This is a genomic window from Paenibacillus sp. MER 99-2 (genome assembly GCF_023714095.1).
Taxonomy (GTDB): Bacteria; Bacillota; Bacilli; order Paenibacillales; family Paenibacillaceae; genus Paenibacillus.
Genome location: NZ_JAMAUZ010000005.1, coordinates 206926 through 226809 on the forward strand (window position 1 = coordinate 206926; position 19884 = coordinate 226809).

The 19884-nt window shown below is 44.6% G+C and carries 24 protein-coding genes; 6 read left to right on the forward strand and 18 right to left on the reverse strand.

Annotated elements, in window-relative coordinates; all coding sequences use genetic code 11:
- Positions 1-61 precede the first annotated feature (61 nt).
- The 14 genes from M3636_RS21010 to M3636_RS21075 all read right to left on the reverse strand — a co-directional run bounded on the left by M3636_RS21010 (position 62) and on the right by M3636_RS21075 (position 12764).
- The gene (locus M3636_RS21010) at positions 62-2320 is read right to left on the reverse strand and encodes a bifunctional 2',3'-cyclic-nucleotide 2'-phosphodiesterase/3'-nucleotidase (protein WP_251383881.1); all 2259 of its coding nucleotides are present in this window, start codon (positions 2318-2320) and stop codon (positions 62-64) included.
- A gap of 475 nt (positions 2321-2795) precedes the next feature.
- A complete protein-coding gene (locus M3636_RS21015) occupies positions 2796-3212 on the reverse strand; it encodes a pyridoxamine 5'-phosphate oxidase family protein (RefSeq protein ID WP_128100031.1) in 417 nt (138 codons plus the stop codon).
- A 404-nt stretch (positions 3213-3616) separates the two neighbouring features.
- Positions 3617-4078, reverse strand: a complete 462-nt coding sequence (locus M3636_RS21020; RefSeq protein ID WP_251383882.1) for an NUDIX domain-containing protein — start codon at positions 4076-4078, stop codon at positions 3617-3619.
- Between the two features lie 15 nt (positions 4079-4093).
- Positions 4094-4861, reverse strand: coding sequence for a LamB/YcsF family protein (locus M3636_RS21025; RefSeq protein ID WP_251383883.1), 768 nt, complete (start codon positions 4859-4861; stop codon positions 4094-4096).
- Positions 4858-5892 carry a 5-oxoprolinase subunit C family protein gene (locus M3636_RS21030; protein WP_251383884.1) on the reverse strand — a complete coding sequence of 345 codons (1035 nt, stop codon included), beginning with the start codon at positions 5890-5892 and terminating at the stop codon, positions 4858-4860. The genes M3636_RS21025 and M3636_RS21030 overlap by 4 nt, the downstream gene beginning before the upstream one ends.
- The gene (gene pxpB, locus M3636_RS21035; protein ID WP_251383969.1) at positions 5889-6692 is read right to left on the reverse strand and encodes a 5-oxoprolinase subunit PxpB; all 804 of its coding nucleotides are present in this window, start codon (positions 6690-6692) and stop codon (positions 5889-5891) included. The genes M3636_RS21030 and pxpB overlap by 4 nt, the downstream gene beginning before the upstream one ends.
- A 33-nt stretch (positions 6693-6725) precedes the next feature.
- The gene (locus M3636_RS21040) at positions 6726-7562 is read right to left on the reverse strand and encodes a DUF2785 domain-containing protein (RefSeq protein WP_251383885.1); all 837 of its coding nucleotides are present in this window, start codon (positions 7560-7562) and stop codon (positions 6726-6728) included.
- Positions 7563-8156: a histidine phosphatase family protein gene (locus tag M3636_RS21045; protein ID WP_251383886.1), complete on the reverse strand. Its 594-nt coding sequence runs from the start codon at positions 8154-8156 to the stop codon at positions 7563-7565.
- Entirely contained in the window at positions 8153-8734 is a 582-nt protein-coding gene (locus tag M3636_RS21050; RefSeq protein ID WP_251383887.1) for a DUF1572 family protein, read from the reverse strand. The genes M3636_RS21045 and M3636_RS21050 overlap by 4 nt, the downstream gene beginning before the upstream one ends.
- Positions 8735-8847: 113 nt before the next feature.
- Positions 8848-9177, reverse strand: coding sequence for a DUF952 domain-containing protein (locus M3636_RS21055; protein WP_128100026.1), 330 nt, complete (start codon positions 9175-9177; stop codon positions 8848-8850).
- A gap of 82 nt (positions 9178-9259) precedes the next feature.
- On the reverse strand, positions 9260-9817 hold the full coding sequence (locus M3636_RS21060) for a GNAT family N-acetyltransferase (RefSeq protein WP_164848582.1): 558 nt from the start codon (positions 9815-9817) through the stop codon (positions 9260-9262).
- A gap of 62 nt (positions 9818-9879) precedes the next feature.
- Entirely contained in the window at positions 9880-10269 is a 390-nt protein-coding gene (locus M3636_RS21065; RefSeq protein ID WP_128100024.1) for a ribosomal maturation YjgA family protein, read from the reverse strand.
- A 337-nt stretch (positions 10270-10606) separates the two neighbouring features.
- Positions 10607-11713: an Ig-like domain-containing protein gene (locus M3636_RS21070; RefSeq protein ID WP_251383888.1), complete on the reverse strand. Its 1107-nt coding sequence runs from the start codon at positions 11711-11713 to the stop codon at positions 10607-10609.
- Positions 11714-11855: 142 nt separating this feature from the next.
- On the reverse strand, positions 11856-12764 hold the full coding sequence (locus M3636_RS21075) for a LysR family transcriptional regulator (RefSeq protein WP_251383889.1): 909 nt from the start codon (positions 12762-12764) through the stop codon (positions 11856-11858).
- A gap of 143 nt (positions 12765-12907) precedes the next feature.
- On the opposite strand from M3636_RS21075, the gene M3636_RS21080 reads away from it, so the two are divergent.
- The 3 genes from M3636_RS21080 to M3636_RS21090 all read left to right on the forward strand — a co-directional run bounded on the left by M3636_RS21080 (position 12908) and on the right by M3636_RS21090 (position 15883).
- Positions 12908-13927: an alpha/beta fold hydrolase gene (locus tag M3636_RS21080; protein ID WP_251383890.1), complete on the forward strand. Its 1020-nt coding sequence runs from the start codon at positions 12908-12910 to the stop codon at positions 13925-13927.
- A gap of 327 nt (positions 13928-14254) precedes the next feature.
- Positions 14255-14887, forward strand: coding sequence for a hypothetical protein (locus M3636_RS21085; RefSeq protein WP_251383891.1), 633 nt, complete (start codon positions 14255-14257; stop codon positions 14885-14887).
- 150 nt (positions 14888-15037) lie between these two features.
- Positions 15038-15883, forward strand: a complete 846-nt coding sequence (locus tag M3636_RS21090) for an AraC family transcriptional regulator (RefSeq protein WP_251383892.1) — start codon at positions 15038-15040, stop codon at positions 15881-15883.
- A 25-nt stretch (positions 15884-15908) separates the two neighbouring features.
- Here M3636_RS21090 and M3636_RS21095 read toward each other — a convergent pair whose 3' ends face one another.
- Both M3636_RS21095 and M3636_RS21100 read right to left on the reverse strand, forming a co-directional pair.
- Positions 15909-16382, reverse strand: coding sequence for an HIT family protein (locus tag M3636_RS21095; protein ID WP_251383970.1), 474 nt, complete (start codon positions 16380-16382; stop codon positions 15909-15911).
- A gap of 49 nt (positions 16383-16431) precedes the next feature.
- A complete protein-coding gene (locus tag M3636_RS21100) occupies positions 16432-16794 on the reverse strand; it encodes an aldo/keto reductase (RefSeq protein WP_251383893.1) in 363 nt (120 codons plus the stop codon).
- 184 nt (positions 16795-16978) lie between these two features.
- Between M3636_RS21100 and M3636_RS21105 the strand changes: the two genes are divergently transcribed.
- Together M3636_RS21105 and M3636_RS29605 are read left to right on the forward strand one after the other, a co-directional pair.
- Positions 16979-17302, forward strand: coding sequence for a hypothetical protein (locus tag M3636_RS21105; protein WP_251383894.1), 324 nt, complete (start codon positions 16979-16981; stop codon positions 17300-17302).
- Complete coding sequence (locus M3636_RS29605; protein ID WP_285859100.1) at positions 17302-17427, forward strand: hypothetical protein; 126 nt, start codon at positions 17302-17304, stop codon at positions 17425-17427. Before M3636_RS21105 ends, M3636_RS29605 begins: the two co-directional genes overlap by 1 nt.
- 31 nt (positions 17428-17458) lie before the next feature.
- Here the strand turns inward: M3636_RS29605 and M3636_RS21110 are convergent, their stop codons facing one another.
- Positions 17459-17833, reverse strand: coding sequence for a hypothetical protein (locus M3636_RS21110; RefSeq protein ID WP_251383895.1), 375 nt, complete (start codon positions 17831-17833; stop codon positions 17459-17461).
- 269 nt (positions 17834-18102) lie between these two features.
- On the opposite strand from M3636_RS21110, the gene M3636_RS21115 reads away from it, so the two are divergent.
- Positions 18103-18348 carry a hypothetical protein gene (locus M3636_RS21115; RefSeq protein WP_251383896.1) on the forward strand — a complete coding sequence of 82 codons (246 nt, stop codon included), beginning with the start codon at positions 18103-18105 and terminating at the stop codon, positions 18346-18348.
- A gap of 34 nt (positions 18349-18382) precedes the next feature.
- Here M3636_RS21115 and serS read toward each other — a convergent pair whose 3' ends face one another.
- On the reverse strand, positions 18383-19681 hold the full coding sequence (gene serS / locus M3636_RS21120; RefSeq protein ID WP_251383897.1) for a serine--tRNA ligase: 1299 nt from the start codon (positions 19679-19681) through the stop codon (positions 18383-18385).
- Positions 19682-19884 lie beyond the last annotated feature (203 nt).

A 19884-nucleotide genomic window follows, 5' to 3' on the forward strand; every position in this document is an offset into this window, starting at 1 on the left:
GAGCTTTTAGACTTATCAAAAAAACCGACAGTCTTAAGACTGTCGGTCGTCAATCTGCACATTAGGAAGCAGGAATTATGATTTTCTGTCCAACTTTCAAGTTGTGCACATCTTTAATTGCATTTACCGTTACGAGTTTGCGCCAGTCCACACCATATTTCAATCCGATGCGGTACAGGTTATCTCCTTTTTTCACCACATATACAACGTTGTCCTTTGCAGGTTTTTCCGGTTGTGGCTTAGGTGTTGGAGCCGGTGCAGGTGTCGGAGTTGGTGCTGGCGTTGGAGTAGGTTCAGCCCCTGTTGTTGGAGTTGTAACCGCGTCTCCTGTCAATTTCAAACCATACTCAGCAAAACCATCTTCGTTTGTACCGATGAAAGACATCGCTGGATTAGCTTCAACCAGAGCCTTCGCATCTGGAGAAGAAGCAAACACCACTTCGAGATCATTCAAGGCTGCTGCAGTTACACCTGCTGACGGTTTAATTGGTGCCAAAGACCAGTTACCATCAGCTGTTGGGTTAATCGTTTTGTTCTCACGAATATAATCGATAATGACTTGACGGTTCTCATCCGGTGCAGCCAGAACGATGCGTTTACCATCTGGATTGGCTAGTTTGGATGAAGAAGCACGATAGTTATTCGTAGCTACAATGAATTTTTGTGCTGGATCAACCGGTTTGCCTTCAAAACTCAGATCCTTAATCCGGCTTGCGGATTCATTAACCACTGTTGCTTTGGCATCGTATTTCGCTGGTTGTGTCACATCGATCTGATATGTCACCCCATCAATAACGTCAAAGTTATATGTTGGGAAGTCCATATTGATCAATTGCTGCTGTCCACCTTTGGCAGGGTCGATATGATTGAATTGTCCTGCAGACCATTCGAGCCATTCTTTGAGTTCAGCACCGTTGATCTCAACAGCATGTACCGTATTTGGATATACGTACAGATCTGCTACGTTCTTGATTGCAATTGTTCCTGCAGGAATATTCGTGTAGTACGAAGCACCTGAACGTCCACCTGCTTTGAATGGCGCTCCAGCAGACAATACAGGAATATTCTCATAATCCGTTCCTTGCAGATGTTTCTCAACATACCATTTCTGTGCATTCGTTACGATCTGAATGGATGGATCATCTTGAACGAGTGCGAAGAAGCTGTTGATTGGTGCAGTTGTCTCGCCAACAGGACCACGAACATATTCAAGTGTACCTTCATGCTCTTCGTGAACAGCATCAATGATCTCTTGGTCAGCGTCCACCAATGGTTTTTTGTTCGCTGTATCATAGATCGGACGTGCTTCTGTAGAAGAATCCACTACTTTCCACTTGCCGTCTACTTGCTCCAGATCCAGATCAATAATACCTAGGTGATCGCCCCAGAAACCTGGTTCAACAGATGGAACGCCATTAATTGTACCTTTTTCAAGATCTACACCTTTTTTACCTGCAAAATCAGCACTTGGGAAGACTTTGTGGGCATGTCCGAACAAGATCGCGTTAATACCTTCAACTTGGCTCAGATATAATACGGAGTTCTCCATCAGGTCTGTTTGAGGGATATCCTCGAAACCGGAGTGAGGAATAGCAACAATAATGTCAGCACCCTCAGCCTTCATTTGTGGAACGAATTTTTTCGCAGTTGCGATTATATCCTTGGCAATGACTTTACCTTCAAGATTCGCGCTATCCCATTGCATAATTTGTGGTGGAACGAAGCCAATCACGCCCACTTTGATCGTGTGCTCTTTGCCATCTTCGTCCGTTACTTTTTTGTCGAGAATTTCATACGGTGTGAAGTAGTTCTTGTCATTCGTTTCATCATCATCACCGTCATCGATATATACGTTGGCATTGATATAAGGGAAATTAGCGCCTTCCAGCGTCATATCCAAGAAATCAAGGCCATAGTTAAATTCGTGGTTACCAATGTTCCCTGCATCATAATCAAGCAGGTTCATTGCTTTATATACAGGGTGAGTTTCACCCTTTTTCAGTGGATCAATCTTGGCAACATAATCTCCCAATGGATTTCCTTGAATCAAGTCACCATTGTCAAATAGCAGGCTGTTCTTCGCCTCGTCACGTGCATTTTTGATCAGGGTTGCTGTCTTAGCCAGTCCATACTGATCGGTTTCTTTGTCAGAATAATAGTCGTAGTTGTGCAGATTGACGTGAATATCTGTCGTTTCCATAATCCGCAATTTAACTTTGGCAGCGTCCGCAGCCGATACTGGTACTGGAAATACCGCAAGCACGTTAAATGCAACCAAAGCGGCAGTCAGGCTTGATAATACTTTCTTACTCTTTTTCAAAATAACCCCTCCCGGTTATGTACATTGAATCATGCATTAGTACGCAAACGAACAAGCGCAGACCAAGATAGATTCCATGGGTTGTGCGTGCTGATCTTCTGATGAAACCATCAAAATCCCAGGTTAGTTTATCTCACATGAACATCTATTCATATCTGTGCGTGTCGTTTACATTCCAAATAATACCGCAATGTGAAGTCGTTGAAAAGCTTTATTTTTTTACGTTATCCGCACATACCTGCCCTACTTTACACAATCATGCGTAATTTCGACAAATTTCTCGCGTTTTTTTGTAAAAATAGTTTACTCATCATGCTAAATACGTATATTACATTCATCTTACATGTATATCCATTTTAGAACGATTATGTCTAACCTCAAAAAACCGCGAAGCCACATGGCCTCACGGTTGAAACCTCTTCCGAGACAGTGCATTCACGCATCGTTCGCAAAAGGTGATTCATAAGTACGAATTCTATTGTTCCCACACTTGATGTTCGTGATCTTTCCCCGTATATTCAATCCGCGTTGGTGTAATGTCCAGAATGACATAATTCGGATCCTGAGGACCGTCAAACCATGCCTTCAATTCATCATTCCACACCTGTTCACGCAAACCCTCATTTTTCGTAATTTCACACGTTCCTTCTACCTCAACAACTTCTTTGGAGCCACCCGACTCATAACCAAGCAAAAGACTTACATTCGGATTGTTCTCCAATTCTTCTACCTTATGCGTGCGACGATTCGTTGCAAGATGAATGTTCATTCCATCGTTAAACAGCGCCATATAGCGAGATTTGGGTTTGCCATTCTCCACCGTGGAGAAGCTACAAAACGGATTATTCTCTAATGCCTTTACAATGTTCTCTTCCAATTCAGTCCGGTTCATGGGAGTTGCTCCTTTCGGGTTTGGGGATATTTTGACAGAAGCTGTGTGTGACGTTACGGTTACGGATCGTTCTTTCGATCGCTGTTGTTTCTGAATTTTCTCATTGAAATTTCTATCGGTATAAAATTCAGAAACAAAGGCGAGATCATGCTTCCGAAGTAGCTTTCTTGCAGAAAGCTTTTAGCTTCGCTTCTTCAGAATCGATTCCGTTCCCTTCACTACTTTCAGAGTTCTTCAACTGGCACCGCTTATAACGATATTGTTGTATAAGCCTGTACTTATAGTGTACCCACCTCATCATTGGTGAATCCATGAACCGGACCTGCAAACGTGACAATACTGGAAATTTTATTTATTAAAATGTTTATATATCAAAATAGGCACATCTATTTGATTAGCTACTGTTAGTTCAGATCGCCAAGATAAATCTTGGAGGAGTCCTGTGCGAGCAGCATCTCTCCGATTCTTTTTGGATATAACCGAACCTTAGACAGGTCTTCAAGCGGAATCCATTCCACACCAACCTGATGGTTGTCCGGATTAGACCCCTCGTAGCTTGTCGCTGACGGATCGATTAAACTGCATGCAAAATAAAACTCGACCTGATGGTAATCCGCATCCCACTCGGCGAACTCGTGGTTTTTACCGATATACTCCCGAATGTGCATCAACTCACCCACTGTAACCGCCTGACCAATCTCTTCGAGACATTCCCGCAGTACAGTATCCTTCAATTCCTCATATTTCTCTTGTCCCCCACCAGGGAAAATATACGCTGTACCGTACTGATCCTCCACACGAATCACGAGCAATCGTGCATCTTGTACAATGACAGCTTTCGCCGAATTACGTATCGGTTTAGTCATGTTTATCTCTCCTACTCATCCAATTGTTCCTATCGCAGACAGGGTAACCCCCTCGGCCTCTAGCATAGCACGAATCTGGCGTGCAAACGTAAGGGCATGTGCCCCGTCACCATGTATGCATATCGTCTCTGCTTTAATAGGTACGCTCGTTCCTGCGGTCGTATCAACAAGCCCTTGCTTCACCATCCGAAGGATCTGAGCGAGCGATTGTTCGATATGCTGAATCAGTGCCCCCTCCTGACTTCGCGGAGTTAACCTACCATCTGCTCCATAGGTTCGATCTGCAAATACCTCGCTCACGCTACGCAAACCAATGCGATCCGCTGCTTCGATCATGGCGCTACCTGCCAAACCGTATAGATACAGTTCAGGCTGAACCTGATAGATAGCTTCCGCAATTGCCTCGGCCAAGCCAGCATCATCGGCTGCCATATTGTACAGGGCTCCATGCGGCTTCACATGATGCATCTGTCCTCCTTGAGCACGGACAAATGCATCCAAAGCACCCATTTGATAAACTACCATGTCATAGGCTTCCCGAGGCGTGATCTCCATACGTCTTCTGCCAAACCCTTGTAGATCAGGTAAACCCGGATGGGCTCCAATAGCGACATGATGTTCCATGGCAAGTTCTACAGTGCGCCTCATCGTCCCCGGATCGCCAGCATGAAAGCCACAGGCAATGTTTGCGGAGGTGACCAAAGGCAATATTGCTTCGTCCGATTCCATTTGATAAATCCCGTAACTTTCACCTAGATCACAGTTTATATCCACATGTTTCACCGAAGTTCCTCCATTCCCGCTACCATCCTGCTGCGAATAAAATTCTCAGCCAATCGTAGATGCCGCTCCTGTTCGAGCCATAACATCTCCGCTTCCCTGAATGTGATCTGTCTAAAAGTAACCCTTGTTCCAGGTCTAGCCTGCGCCAGAATTGGTAAGTCAACCCGAGCAACCTGACCAAGTACAGGATAGCCGCCTATGGTCTGATGATCTGCCATCAAAATGATCGGCTGACCGTCCGCAGGAATCTGCACCGTTCCATAGGTGACCGCTTCAGATAATCGCTGCTCTCTGGCTTGTTTCCGTTCTAGGACAGCACCTTGCATACGATAGCCCATTCGATCCGATTGAGGCGATACAAGGTAAGGCTCTTCGTAAAATGTTCTTAAGCTTTCTTCCGTAAATCCACGATCCTCTATGCCCGGTACAATACGGATAACAGGCTCCTCGTGATAGCCCGGCCATTCATTGCTGGAGAAATACCATGCAGTTGCTTTCACACGATGAACATCAGACTTCCGTTTCGTCCCCCAGAAATCCAAGATCATGCTCGCTTCTGTAGAAGGCTTTCCGATCCTCAGCTTGTCACCGACATGCAAAGCACGTCCATCGATACCACCGATTCCGGTCTTCAGATCCGTACTTCGGCTTCCCATGATTACAGGCACATCGATGCCACCTGCAACGGCCATATATGTTCGGAGCCCTGAGCGACATTGTCCGAATCGCAAGACTGCTCCGGCAGGCATTACAATGGGGCGCCACATCGGAATGTCCATATCATCTACCTTTGCTGACAGATCGGCTCCGCATAAAGAGATCAACTGGTCGTCCTCGAATCGGAGCTCTGACCCCGTCATCGTCATCTCAATTACGGCTGCATTCCGAGTGTTGCCCACTAACATGTTAGACACCCTCGCAGCAAAGGTATCCATCGCTCCTCCGGGATGAATTCCATACCGACGTTGTCCGAATCTACCTTCATCCTGAACGGTGGACAACAGACCTGAGCGGATCACTTCTATGCTCATGACATAGCCCCCTGATGTTCGAAATACTCTTGAATGGATATAGGTGTGAAGCGAACCCGATCCCCTGCAGTCAATAAACTAGGTGGATTGTCATCTGGACGAAACAATGGGATTGGGGTTCGCCCAATACACTGCCAGCCTCCAGGAGTCGCGAGTGGATATATGCCCGTCTGCTCACCGCCGATTCCAACTGTGCCAGCTTCCACACGAAGTCTTGGCGTTGCACGTCTTGGTGTGGCAATACGCGCAGATAGTCCCCCCAAATAGGGAAATCCCGGGGCGAATCCAAGCATATGCACCAGATATTCACCTGCTGTATGAATAGCGATAACCTCATCTGGCGTTAATGCATGCACTGACGCTACATATTCAAGATCCGGCCCAAACTCTCCCCCATAACATACGGGTATCGTAACCGTTCTGGCTTGTTTGGATGCTGCCGCCGATTGTAATTCTTGTAAAGAGGAGAGGAGGAGGTTACGCAAGTATATGTATGGGGAGGTGGCTGATGTATCGGCTCGTGGGTGTTCGTATGATCCACCTATTTCTATTGTCGTAGATGTAGAATCTAGACTGCTAGACATATGTTGCATTAGAAGATAAGGGTCGTAGAAAAGTGTGACCGATGCAAATGACGGAACAGCCTCTATTATACCTGGGATATGCATATGATCTTGTTCTAGCATAGAGCAGACGGACATTACCCGCTGATGAACCTCATCGGAGATCATATCCCCGCAACGTATAATGATTGTTGACTCACTTAAAGGAGACACCATCTCTTCTGTCCACATATACATCGGTGTATTCAAGCTCTCTCCTCCTCACCCTAGTTACAAGCGGGCTTTTTCAATAACCTTTATCATTTCGTGACGAACAAATGTAAACGGCTCTGCCTCTTCTGTACGAATCATAAAATATAGGGTTTGCAGAAAGACTCGTACATTCATCGCCTGCTGGCTGGTCTCTTGCAGTGTCTGGATTCCCCTAGAATCTGAACGTTGAAGAGAATCGATCCAACTCGTAATTTCGCTTAGCTCCAACAGGTTACGGCGGAGAATCGCTACGACGGCATGCGCAATTCGCTGATCCTCATCATAGATGTACACTGTACTAGACTCCATTATTTTCACAGCGAGTGCTGCCATTAGCTCCTTTAAGCCAGATCGATCGATATCAGACGATTGCGCGAGATCCTCGGCGGCATCTGCACCATGAGCTGGAGCATGTGCCCATCCCTTATCCTCGACGTACCCTCGAATATCCTTCTCTTCCTTCAAGTACGCAACCAAACGTTCCTGTACACGATCGATATCTGTTTTGTTTAGAAAAGGGCTTTGCCGATCTATACTAAGAATAGGAGGCAATAACAACACCGAAAATGTTCTTGTAAACACACTGTCCGTCCCCTGCTCACCCAGACGATAGAAGAGATGCTCATCATCTATCGCTATATGCAATATTTCTCTCAGCTGGTCAGCAGAGAACACACCATGCGCAATCCAAGTTGCAAACGTAACATAGATAAGTTCGTCCCGCAGAACCGGATCGGTGCTGCCAATATGTCGTAACATATGCCATGCCACTTCATATGGGTTCTCAATATCAGAAGGCGATGTATCGTTCCTCCGGAAAAGCTGCAACTGTTCTTTCAGCGCTACAGCTTCCATCTATCGCGTTCCTTCAGAAGTATTCAGATGCACGCTGCAGTTGTACAACTCACAACCCCAAGCCTCTGCGTTCTTTTCGATCCGGGTAACGGAAGTATTGGACAGCTTAACACTTACATCAAGTTCAGGCAGCAATCCTCTAAGGGTATTACGGAGTATCGCTCCGTGACTAACGACAAGTACTCGATCATGTGGATGCTTACGGCAGATTTCTTCAATGACCTCCATACCACGTGACGTTCCCGCATCGGCTGTCTCTCTTCCCAATTCTAGGCTGCTCCAATCTGCGCCCCACCGTGACACCCGCTCCTCTTCTGTAGTTCCTTCAACCTGACCTCCGCCCATTTCACGTAGACGTGGATCGAGATGAATCTCCTTGATACCCAGTTGATCACCGATGATTCGGGCTGTCTCACTGGCACGTTCCAGATCACTAGCATAGATCGCGTCCCATGAATCTGAGCTAAGTCTTGCGGCAAGCAATAACGCCTGTTCTCTACCTTCTTGATCCAGCGGGTTGTCCGTCTGCCCCTGTGATCGCTTCTCTTTATTCCAAGCCGTACTCCCATGGCGAATTAGAGTTAATTGTGTCATTTTGGTTCCTCCCTGTTAAGTTCCTCGTCTGTAAAATGCTTTGTCATCTTAGGCTTGGCGAATTTGTCGCCATTATAGAGGGTAGACCCATTTCGCGGAATGGATAAGCTATCCCATGACGTCTCTTTGAGCATTTTGGCGACATAAACCATCTGTCCAACATGATACGGATAATGTGCTAGCTGGCGGATGATTGCCTCCATGACGGTATGGCCCTCATTACGAATGTAGATGATATGGGATAATTGATCGGGTGTGAATGAACGAATGGCGCTCAGCAAACAGCTCCAGCCTTCCTCCCATTTGTCCAGCAATTCCTCCCGCGTAGATAGATCGTTGATAAATTCAGCATCACGTTCCCGCCACGCTTTCTCGCCATCTGTCGTTAATACATCTGTCCAACGGGATAACATATTCCCCCATAGATGCTTTACTATCACAGCAATGCTGTTTGTATCTTCATTCCAGGATTGAAATAATTGCTCCGTCTCAAGTTGCGCCATGGCCTTATCCCCGAGCTGTTTGTAATATAAAAATTGTTTCTCGGCAGTCTCCAGAAAGCTTTGATTGAGATCCATAACATCACACCTTTCCTGATATGAGAATGTTAATTTCAATTTCTACATAGCGATCAGATAATGAAGCTCATCCTTTTAAGGTTCCTACATGATTAGAATCAGAAGTTATCTCACTATTCCGGAAAAGAAAATGATCCATCTTCATTTGGGCTAAAATCGAGAACCTTTTGCACGGCATCCAGATTAAGCTGACCATAGATATGTGGGAAAAGTTCGTTTAAGTTATACAAATCCTCATATACTAACTCTGCTTGTAATACTTTCTCATTGATACCAAGCAGGAGTAGATCGGTACGTCCTTCATAATATTGCCCAGCTACCCACGGAATCTGCTCTTTCGTAGAACAATGAATGAAACCATCTGTATTCAAGCTGTCAGGAGCATAGAAGCTCTCCCCCGATAGTTGCTCCCAAGTGGAGCGGGATATGATACTGTAGATCATCGTTATACCTCCTGAATTCATATGTAAAGTTCAATGCAAAACCAATGCTATAACATTACAAGTTCGATCCGTCATTCATGTATTATAGATCATCCCGAATGCGGGAGTATATTTTCTGATCGGTGAAGACACCTTTGATTTTCAATTGCTTACGCAGTATTCCTTCATATGACATGCCAATCTTCTCCATCACACGTGCAGATCCTATATTACCTGCATTGCATCTACCACCTAGACGATTGCAGTCAAGCTCTTCAAAACAATAATGTACAATCGGCTGCATCGCTTCAGATGCAACACCCTGATTCCAATATAAACTAGATATAGCATATCCTAGCTCAGCACTATGCATAGACTCATTCAGATCAAAGATCCCGCCTCTACCAATCAGTTGACCTGTCTCTTTCCAAACAAAAGCCCATATATAAACTGTTCTACGCTCATAGTTGTCCAAGACGCGTTGAATATAATGAACCGAGTCCTCAACCGTCTCGTGGCTGTTCCACAAGCTCTGTTGACTCACACGTGGATCGGAAGCAAATTGGAAATACTCATCAACATCATTCATTGTGAGACGTCTTAGTAACAATCGCTCTGTCTCAAATTCCGGGGATTCACTAAACAGCTTATCCACATTCATCAACAGCATCTCCTTATCAATACCTTTATCGGCACCTATTTCTAAATACCTGCTTCACCATCTTACATGCGATTGATATTGCTCGGGAAATAACGATCCAACATATACACACACAGAATTCCAGCAGCATAACGAATGAGATCAACCACAAGGAAACCATGGCCCAAAATAAGTGCACCTAACAACGTTGAACGAATCTCAATCAACCATGGTGTCTGAATCAATTGTGAGAATTCGATCATCCAGCAGAACAGCAAACTAATCATCGCTGTCCATACTTTACTACGCCTAAGCCATACCATGCGTACACCAAAATAAATCATGCCTGCCCACAGTGCATCTCCTGCATGTTCACTCACCCACTTGGGTAACTGATCTCCATAATGACGCGAAGCAAGACCTAGTCCCATCGTGATGATCGTTGCTATGAAATAGACAAGTCTGCTTCTCATTGGATCTGCTTACTCTTCAATCGATACCCTTCAAGGTACTTGGTATAGGCACGATGTTTCATCCCTTCAATCTTGTCACTCATCTGAAAAGTCAGTGCCGAGAGAATCGATAACAGGAGATATCGAAGATAAGCCACATCATTCGAATTGCACTCTGAACTTATAATGGAACCTTTCAAACGATCACATCCGATCCTTGCGATTCTGATAAAGGTTACAAGAAAGGAGCGTATAATCTACGCTCCCTGCCTCTTTTCTTTTGTATAAATATTACATATATAACGCTATTTGTCACCAGATACATATCATATTACAGACCCGTGTTGTAGTTCTGAGATTATTTTACCGTAACAGGTATGCTCACTTTTTTGTTTCCCCATTTTGCTACAATGGAGGTTTTGCCCTTGGATACCGCTTGAATCTTCCCGTTTGTAACCGTCGCTACACCAGGCTTAGTGCTGGTCCATACTGCACTGTTGGTTACGACAGTCATTTTGCCCGTATCATACTGAGCCATCAAGCTGAGTGTCGTGCTTCCTTGCGGAGATAACACCAGTTTTTTCTGCCCTGTAATCAATTTTTTGAGCAAAGGTACGACAGTAACCTCTACAGTGATTGTCTGATCTTGATACGTTCCTGTCAAGGTTGCTTGTCCTTCAGTCAACGTCTTAACGGTACCATTTTTAACTGTAGCTACACCATTATTAGAAGAGGTCCAGATCACCTGTTTCGAAAGATTGATTGTTTTGCCATTCGCATATGTACCAACTACTTTCAATACCTTCGACTTCTTGATGTTGAGCTGTAATGCCTTCGGTGTTACATCGATCTTCGTAATCACATCCGTGATGGCAACCGGTACTTTCACCGTTGTTGAACCGTACTTCCCTTGTAATAATACGCGACCAGGTGTAATACCTCTGATCTTCCCGTCTTCCAACACAGCCGACGAGCTGGAAACTGTCCATACAATCTCCGAAGTGACGTCTTCTGACTTGCCATTCGCACGGGTAATCGTTACTTTCGGCAGTGTACCTTCACTACCTTTGACAAAACTATAGGAGGTAGGCGAAGCCTTGATGCTCTTAATCTTATCCTGAACCTGAACAACCAATTGAGCCTTCGCTCCATCGAGCTGTGCAAAGATCGTTGCTTCTCCGGCTGATACAGCCTTCACTTTCCCCTTTGCAATCGTTACAACGGCTGCATTGCTGGTTGACCACGTAACTCCCTCTGTCACATCCTGTTTATTATCAAAACCTTCAATGACGGCCATAACCTGAAGCGTAGCCGTCTCAGATACACTCATTTTCTGCGGGCTCTCATTGGTGATCTCAATCGAAGTGACATCTCCTGTGGCGGCAAAGACTAGTGTTGGTGCTAGCACCCCGAATACAAGAACTAGAGCGAGTGCTCCGCGAAGTGCCTGTTTCATACTAATCATGAACTTTTCATCCTCCTACTATCCAGTATTTTACTTCTATTATAGTATATCGGAATTGATATGCACAAAAGTGAATTGTAATATAACTAAGAGCAGCATCTAAATTTAAAATCGACATTTTCTTCTTTTTTAACCTAGGAGACTATACTTCTTCTTCCTTCATCTGTGAACGAAAAACATCTCTTGTTGCTTCAATAAAAGATAGCATGATCGGTGAAAGCCACTTGTCCTTATGCCACAACATTTGTGTGTGCACCTGTAAGTCCGAAATTTGCCATGGAAGAACAACAAGTTCCCCGCGCTCAACTTCAGCTTGCACGACGATTTCGGGAAGAAATCCGATACCTATGCCTGAGATCGCACATTGTTTAATGGCTTCAGCACTTTGAAACTCCAGATATGTGATGCTATCAATACCCTCTTTCTCAAATGAACGATCAAACATCGTTCGATATGGACACCCCTTTTCATTCGTCAGGAATACTTCTTCATGAAAATCTTCTAACTGCAGCACAGCTCGCTTAGCGAGAGGGTGATCTGGAGCCGCTAACAAACGGAAATTTTCTTCCACAAGTGATTCAACCACAAGCCCCTTCGAGCGAATAGGTTCATCCAGCATATACACGATATCTGTCGTTCCCTCGAATAACGTTTGCTTAAGCTCTTGATTCGGAACTGAGCGAAAGATCAGACGAACGCCGGGATGTTGCGAACGAAACCTTTGGAAAACTGGCGGAAGCCGATAGGAGCAAATAACCTCATTCGCACTTATCGTTAAGGTACCACTTAGTTTTTCATTATCATGAACAACACTGCGAGCTTCGTCCATTTTCTCAAGAATGCCTTGGGCGTGTGTTAAAAACCGTTTCCCCGCAGTTGTGAGCGCGAGTTGCTTACCCAACCGATCAAAGAGGCGCACACCCAGCTCATCTTCCAATGCTTTAATTTGCATCGTGACATTGGAAGGAACGTAGCTCAGCACTTCTGCTGCACGTGTGAAATTCAAAGTTGTTGCAACCGTGCAAAACGTATTCAGTTGACGCAATTCCATCCGATGCTTCTCCTTCTATCTTCAATTTTATTGAACACTACATTGAATTATATTCACTTTTATTGAGGATATCACGGCTCTATACTGAGCACAAGAGATCACAGTGAACATGTGGTCTTCATTTTGAAGGGAGCGAATCCACGATGGACTATGAAATATATAATTTGGGTGATGTACTTTTACAATCAGGAGTCACGTTACCAAATGCTTTTCTTGCTTATAAAACATACGGAAAATTAAATGAACAGAAGGATAATGTTATTGTCTATCCAACGGCTTTTGGAGATCATCATGTTCAGAATGAATGGCTCATTGGCAGCGGGATGGCACTCGATCCCGAGAAATACTTTATTATCGTTCCCAATTTGCTGGGCAATGGGCTATCTTCGTCTCCAAGTAATACGCCGCCTCCATTCGATCGGGCTAACTTCCCACAGGTAACCATTTATGACAACGTTCAATTCCAGCACCAGCTGCTGACTGACAAATTCGGTATTCAAAAAGTTGCTCTTGTCGTTGGGTGGTCCATGGGCGGCATTCAGGCATTTCAATGGGGTGCAAGTTACCCGGAGATGGTCGAACGAATTGCACCTTTCGGAGGCATCGCCAAACCTTGGCCTCACACATATGTGGTGCTGGAAGGGGTAAAATCTTCACTGCTATCTGTCGTTGGCTTCGACTCAAGCAAACTAAACCAACTAACCTCTACAGACATGCGTGCCGTTGGTCGGGTGTATGCAGGATGGGGACTATCCCATGCGTTTTATAGAGAGGAGCTTTATCGTGAGATGGGATTTGACTCATTGGAGGATTTTGTAGCTGGTGTCTGGGAAAATAGCTTTATGAATATGGATCCGCATAATGTTCTGACCATGTTATGGACAGGTCAGCATGCAGATATTAGTGCCAACCCTTCCTATAACGGAGATTTTGAACGAGCGCTTAAGAGTATACAAGCCCTTGCCTTCATCATGCCGGGAAGCACCGATCTCTTCTGTACAGCAGACGATAATGAATATGAGGCTGCACGTATCCCTCATGCTACCTTTAACCCGATCCCATCCATCTGGGGTCACTTTGCTGGTCGCGGCATCAACAGTGCCGACAATCAATTTATCGATGATAATCTGAAACACTTGTTGTCGCTTAGCGCAAACAAATAGAATGTCATCAGCCTAAAGAATCGTATATGAGGTCACCAGGATGAACTGATTTGACCTCTTTTTTTCAACCCGGTGATCGTGTATTCGGTAACATCCAATAAAGCGAAGCAAGACATGAACGGGGAAGAATCCTGCTGCACAATATAAAAAAGCTTAACTGGCGACTTCTCTCTGAATTCATTCGAGAGAAGTCGCTTCGTTTGCGAGCGTTCATTATAATCAAATAATAACTATACGAATTCGAACCAGCACTATTCAGTTCAGCAACACTATTTCTATCACAGCTGTGACGGTAATGTTAGTTTTTGAGAGGAGTTGCACCGAAGGATGGAGAACAAAACAAATATTTTAATCGAGAGATCAGATTGTATCCTTTATTACGCGGATTTGGATCTAACCAACGAACACGGAGCAGGCTGGATTGGCGGGAATGCGCCCGTTTTATTTGACGATCCATCCAACCTCATCCACGAACACGACCAAAAATATGTATTTTATCTAAGTCTCAAGCATCCCTTTAAACCAGATAGCATGATTTCAATTTTTATCCCAGAAGATCGTGATAAGCATTTGGAGAACAACATTTATCCAAACTGCGCGGTCAAGGTGGTTGAGCATCCCATTTCAGCAGAAAGCACGCATAATACCTTTGCTAATTCAAATCTTATCAAACACATCATCTCAGATGGTCAACTATGCAATGATGAAAAATCAATGGATCAACCCTTTTTAATTAAAGTGGGAGGCAACCCGAGACTGATTCAAAATGAAGACTATTATTTTGCCAAACTTAAGGAAGAGTCACTTTCATTCTTTGTCCAAGTAGATGAAGATGGTTATCCTGACACATTGATTCAAGCCGATGGTAGTTATCCTTTTTATTTTGGTTCATTATATATTTTCGGCAAAGCGGGAACGGAATTCGCACATCCCATTGCAGGTTTTTGGCAGTTTTCTTAAACCTAATTAGCGAGGTTAGCAGACTCTCCGATTTTCATTAAACTTGTCTTATTGAAGAAACCATACATACAAACGGACAAATGAAAGCAGAAAAAGACAGGCTGCTGAAACAACAATCCTGTATGATATGCATCAAGGAGTGATCACAACATGAAATGGATTCAGCCATTACAAACAGCTATTCAATATATTGAAGATCATCTGCTTGAGGACATGACCATTGAACAAATTGCGGCTGAAACCAACCTGTCTCTCTTTCATTTTCAACGTACATTTTCCTTATTAGCTGATGTTACGATTGCAGAATACATCAGGCGAAGACGACTAACATTAGCAGCATATGAGCTTCTACAAAGCGATGGCAAAATCATTGATTTAGCGTTCAAGTACGGTTATGACACGCCCGAGTCATTTTCCAAAGCTTTTCGCAGACAACATGGCTTTCCCCCTAGTGAAGCCCGTCGAAATAAGATCTCAATCAAGGCGTATAACCGCTTGGTTATTCAGCTTAGCTTAAAAGGAGCAGAACCCATGAATTATAAGATGGTAGAACACGATGAATTTTCGGTGGTAGGAATCCAACAATCCTTTTCGTATATCAACGGAGAACACTTGTCTGGAATCTCTACGATGTGGCAAGATGCATACCGCAGTGGAGCTGAAGATCGGTTGTTTCAATTAAATAACGGATTGATTCAAGGCATTCTTGGTGTCTGTGTAGATCAGAACGAGATTCATGAGAAACAAATGGAATACTGGATTGCTACCTCTTACGATGGAGAAGTACCTGAAGGATTCTCTACGCTTCTAATTCCTGCTTCCAAATGGTGCATATTTGAAGTACAAGGACCGATGCCCGCAAGTATGCAGGCTCTGTGGAAACAGATCATCACAGAATGGTTCCCCTCCAACCCTTATGAACATGCGGGTATCCCCGAATTCGAGGTCTATCCTGGGTCTAATCAACCACCTCAAATCTGGATACCCATTAAATGATGTGTTGATGTAATCTCCTTAGATTTTACGAGTTTTCATCGATCCAAGAACGCAGCTTGTCAGCATAAAGAGCACGTTCTTCTGGATCAGAATTAGCACCTTGTGATAGATACAATTGATCGTCCGCATATCTAGGGTAGACATGCAGGTGATAATGCCATACGTCTTGATTGCCAGCAGGTTCATTATGTTGCCGCGTAGAAATCCCATCACATCCATATGTATTCTTCATGGCAAGTGCTGTAAGCTGAGCCACGCGGTGGATTTCAGCAGCATAAACGGCAGGAAGGTCAAAGATATTTTCAAAGTGTTGATTAGGAATGATAAGCACATGCCCCTTATTGTTGAGCCACCATTTACGCGCTATAAATGCCGTTACCTTTTCGTTCTGATAGATGATATCCCTTTGTTTCGTTCCCTGATTAGACCCATCGATACCCCATATACAACAAAATGGACATTCGTATCCTTCGGGTCTATGTGAGAATGATGCTGTCATCAATTCCATTCCACTCCTATCATATGTATTACAGGTAGTTAGCTATAGCCTAGTCCATCAGCGGAAAGGATTTCTCGATTTTTGCTAAGTCCGCCTCCTCTAACTCCCAATCTAGAGCTCTCAAATTATCATTTATATGCTGTATACTCGCCGCTTTGGGGATGGTAACTATACCTTCCTGCCTTAAAATCCAGTTCATCGCAACCTGATATGCGGTTACACCATAGTTATCTCCGATGGTATCGAGTATCTTTCTCTCTGCGGAACCCATTTGCGGAAATCCTTTATTACCGAATTTAGATGGAACAAATCCAAAAGGGGAATAGCCCATAATGGTTATGCTGTTCTCTTTAGAAAAAGGTAGTACGTTCTGGCCAATGATGAAAAGGAGACACTGTACGAAGAATTGCAAAATGATTCCTCAGCGTGATTACCTGGACCAGCAAGGGTATGACTAGATCCGTGAATCCACCAAAAGCAAAGTATAGAAACGGTGAGCTCCTGGATGTAAAATATCCTGACCCGTGATGCTATGTGGTGAACGTTGGTATGAATCAACGAATAGAGCGGAGTTATCCCACGATACGAGGGATGAAGTGATTTTAAGATATACCCACCGTCCAGTTCTTGAGTTTACGATTGAAGAGATTTGGGAGCTGATTTTCTGGATGCGTTCTCCATACAACCAGGTATACCATTTTGTTCGGCGTTGTGCCTGTGCCGGTTGTCCATTTGCTTCACAAAAGGAGATTGAAACCTTGGGAGAACATCATCCGGATAAATTGGATGAATGGTGCGAAACGGAACGATACTTTAATCACCCCTGGAAGGGTATCGGCTTCAGCACGATTCGTGCTCGATTGATACTTAGTGGCCGCTATGGTCGGATGGTAGTCACTAAAGAAAGGAAGTTTGCCTAATGGATAATCTTCAGATCGTAATGGATTTCGTTGTAGAGGAAGCGCCTGCGGCGCTTCCTCCTTCCAGAGAGGCACAGCTGCAGGCACTGAAATTTTTCAGACTAGAATTGGGGATCATAGTGTAGAGGGAAGGGCAGATTCACAATGACAGGCGGTTCACTTTGATTTATCGTTGTTCATGGCGTCTCGCCATTTTTCTAAATCTTTGACCATTTCAAATGTTTTCATATGTTGCGGTAATGCATTTGTATAGTGTTTTTCAATAATGACCTGTTCTTTATGATGTAACGCTTCTTCCATCATCGCGTATACTCCATTAAAAGACGATATTCGTCCCAATACCAATAAGTCACCTAGATAGGTTAAGTTAACTCTGAGTTGAATTCGACCATCAAGATTAGTTCGGTAAATATCTCCTCTATTGAAGATCAATTGAACAATATGTTGCTGTAACGATGAGTTTGTTCTTGCGGCACTATCAGAAATTTCATTGTGCATACTATCTTCTAGTCTTAATGGTACTTGTTTCATAAATATCTTCCTCTCTAATTGTTTGTATGAAAATATCATATATGAAATCATATATGATGTCAATAGTGATTTAAAGAGTTGTTTTTAATGCATAAGTAGGTATGTCACTTGGGGCAATTAGGGAGTTTGATGGTGGCCATCTTGATTTATAAAGTGAGAAAAATAATCAGGACCACCCGTCCAACGGGTGGTTTGCTCTTGGGGTATAACCCCCTGTTGCCAAACTGCGCCTAAAGACGCTAGCCTGACAGCAGGGCCGTTCAGGCTCATTGTTATTTGTCTCTTTCACTTACCAGTTAAACTGGTTTTATTTCTTTTTGTTTGATAATCTGCCTAAAGCCATGCGATTAGCGGATCGGACGCTCATTTTTGATAATAGTAAAGTATATAAGGTTCAGGCTGAAGTAGATCGCGGCCAAACCAGGTATCAATCTGAAGACATGTCACCATGGGTGAAGAAGGCCATGAAAAACTGGAATCCAAACTTGGATGAAGTACGTAAGGATCTTCAGTGACATGGCGATATAGGAGTTCTTTGTAATTCACGTCTTACTCTTCTTCCGCTAGATGTGGCAGTGTAATATACTCTGCTCCGCCCATATATGGCTGGAGCGCAGCCGGAATTCGAATGCTTCCATCTGCCTGCTGATGATTCTCCAGTAATGGAATAAGAATACGTGGCGAAGCCACGGCTGTATTGTTTAGGGTATGGCAATATACCAGCTTCCCTTCTGCATCACGACAACGAATGTTCGAACGGCGTGCCTGGAAGTCATGCAAATTGGACGAGGAATGTGTCTCTCCGTATGCCTCCCGGCTAGGCATCCATGTCTCAATATCATACTGCTTATACGTCTTCTGCCCCATATCCCCGGTACATACCGCTACAACACGATAAGGAAGCTCTAACAATTGCAGCAATTGCTCAGCATGTCCTGTAATCTCCTGTAACATCCGTTCCGACTCTGCCGCATCTGGAGCGCAGAGAATCACCTGCTCCACCTTGGCAAATTGGTGTACACGATACAATCCGCGCACGTCCCGTCCTCCCGATCCCACTTCACTGCGGAAGCACGTCGATACAGCAGCAAGCTTCACAGGTTGTTCCACATTCACAACTTCATCCGCATAATAGGACACGAGCGGCACCTCCGAAGTACCAACCAGCCACTTGTTCTCACCGGTAAGCTCATACACTTGGTCTCGTCCTGTTGGGAAAAACCCTGTGTTGAGTAGAGCATCTTCCCTTACCATGAGCGGCACCTCTAGCGGTGTGAATCCCTGCTTCAAGAGCAGATCGAGCGCAAGCTGTTGCACGGCGCGGTGAAGTAGTGCCCCTGCTCCCTTTAGCACATAGCTGCGTGTTCCACCGATTTTCACCCCACGCGCAATGTCAATTAGGTCATGCATCTCGCCCAATTCCACATGATCCTTCATGCTATACTCAAAAGTCGGGATTTGACCCACACGGCGTAGCTCTACATTGTCCGCATCCGAAGTACCTACAGGTGTGTCTGGCGATACAACATTCGGCACGAGCCACTGCATACGCGTAAATTCCTCTTGAATCGCTTCAAGCTTAACTTTGAGCTGTTCCAACTGCTCATTCCGTTGTTTTACCTCGCTTCGCAGCCCCTCTGCCTGCTCACGCTGGCCTGCTTGCATCATCCTGCCAATATCTGCCGACAACGCGTTACGCACTCTGCGTCCTTCTTCAATTTCCTGCAATAACGCTCTGCGTTCCTCGTCTCGCTTTAACAGTTCTTGAATGTTAATATTGATTTTCTTTCCATCTGCCGCCGCCTGCACCTCTTCTGCATGCGCTCTGATCCACTTCATTTCAAGCATGGTCACCGTCTCCTTTGGCTGTAAAAATACAAAGAGCGCCCTCATCCCTTGGGACGAGGAGCGCTCTGCTCGCGGTGCCACCCAACTTGCCGAAACAGTTCATTCACTGCTCCAGCCGCTTGGTCCGCGATAACGGGCGGTTCCGGTTAACTTGGGGAAATATCGCTCCCCTGGCGAAAACGCCTCCGAGTTGGATGCTCTTC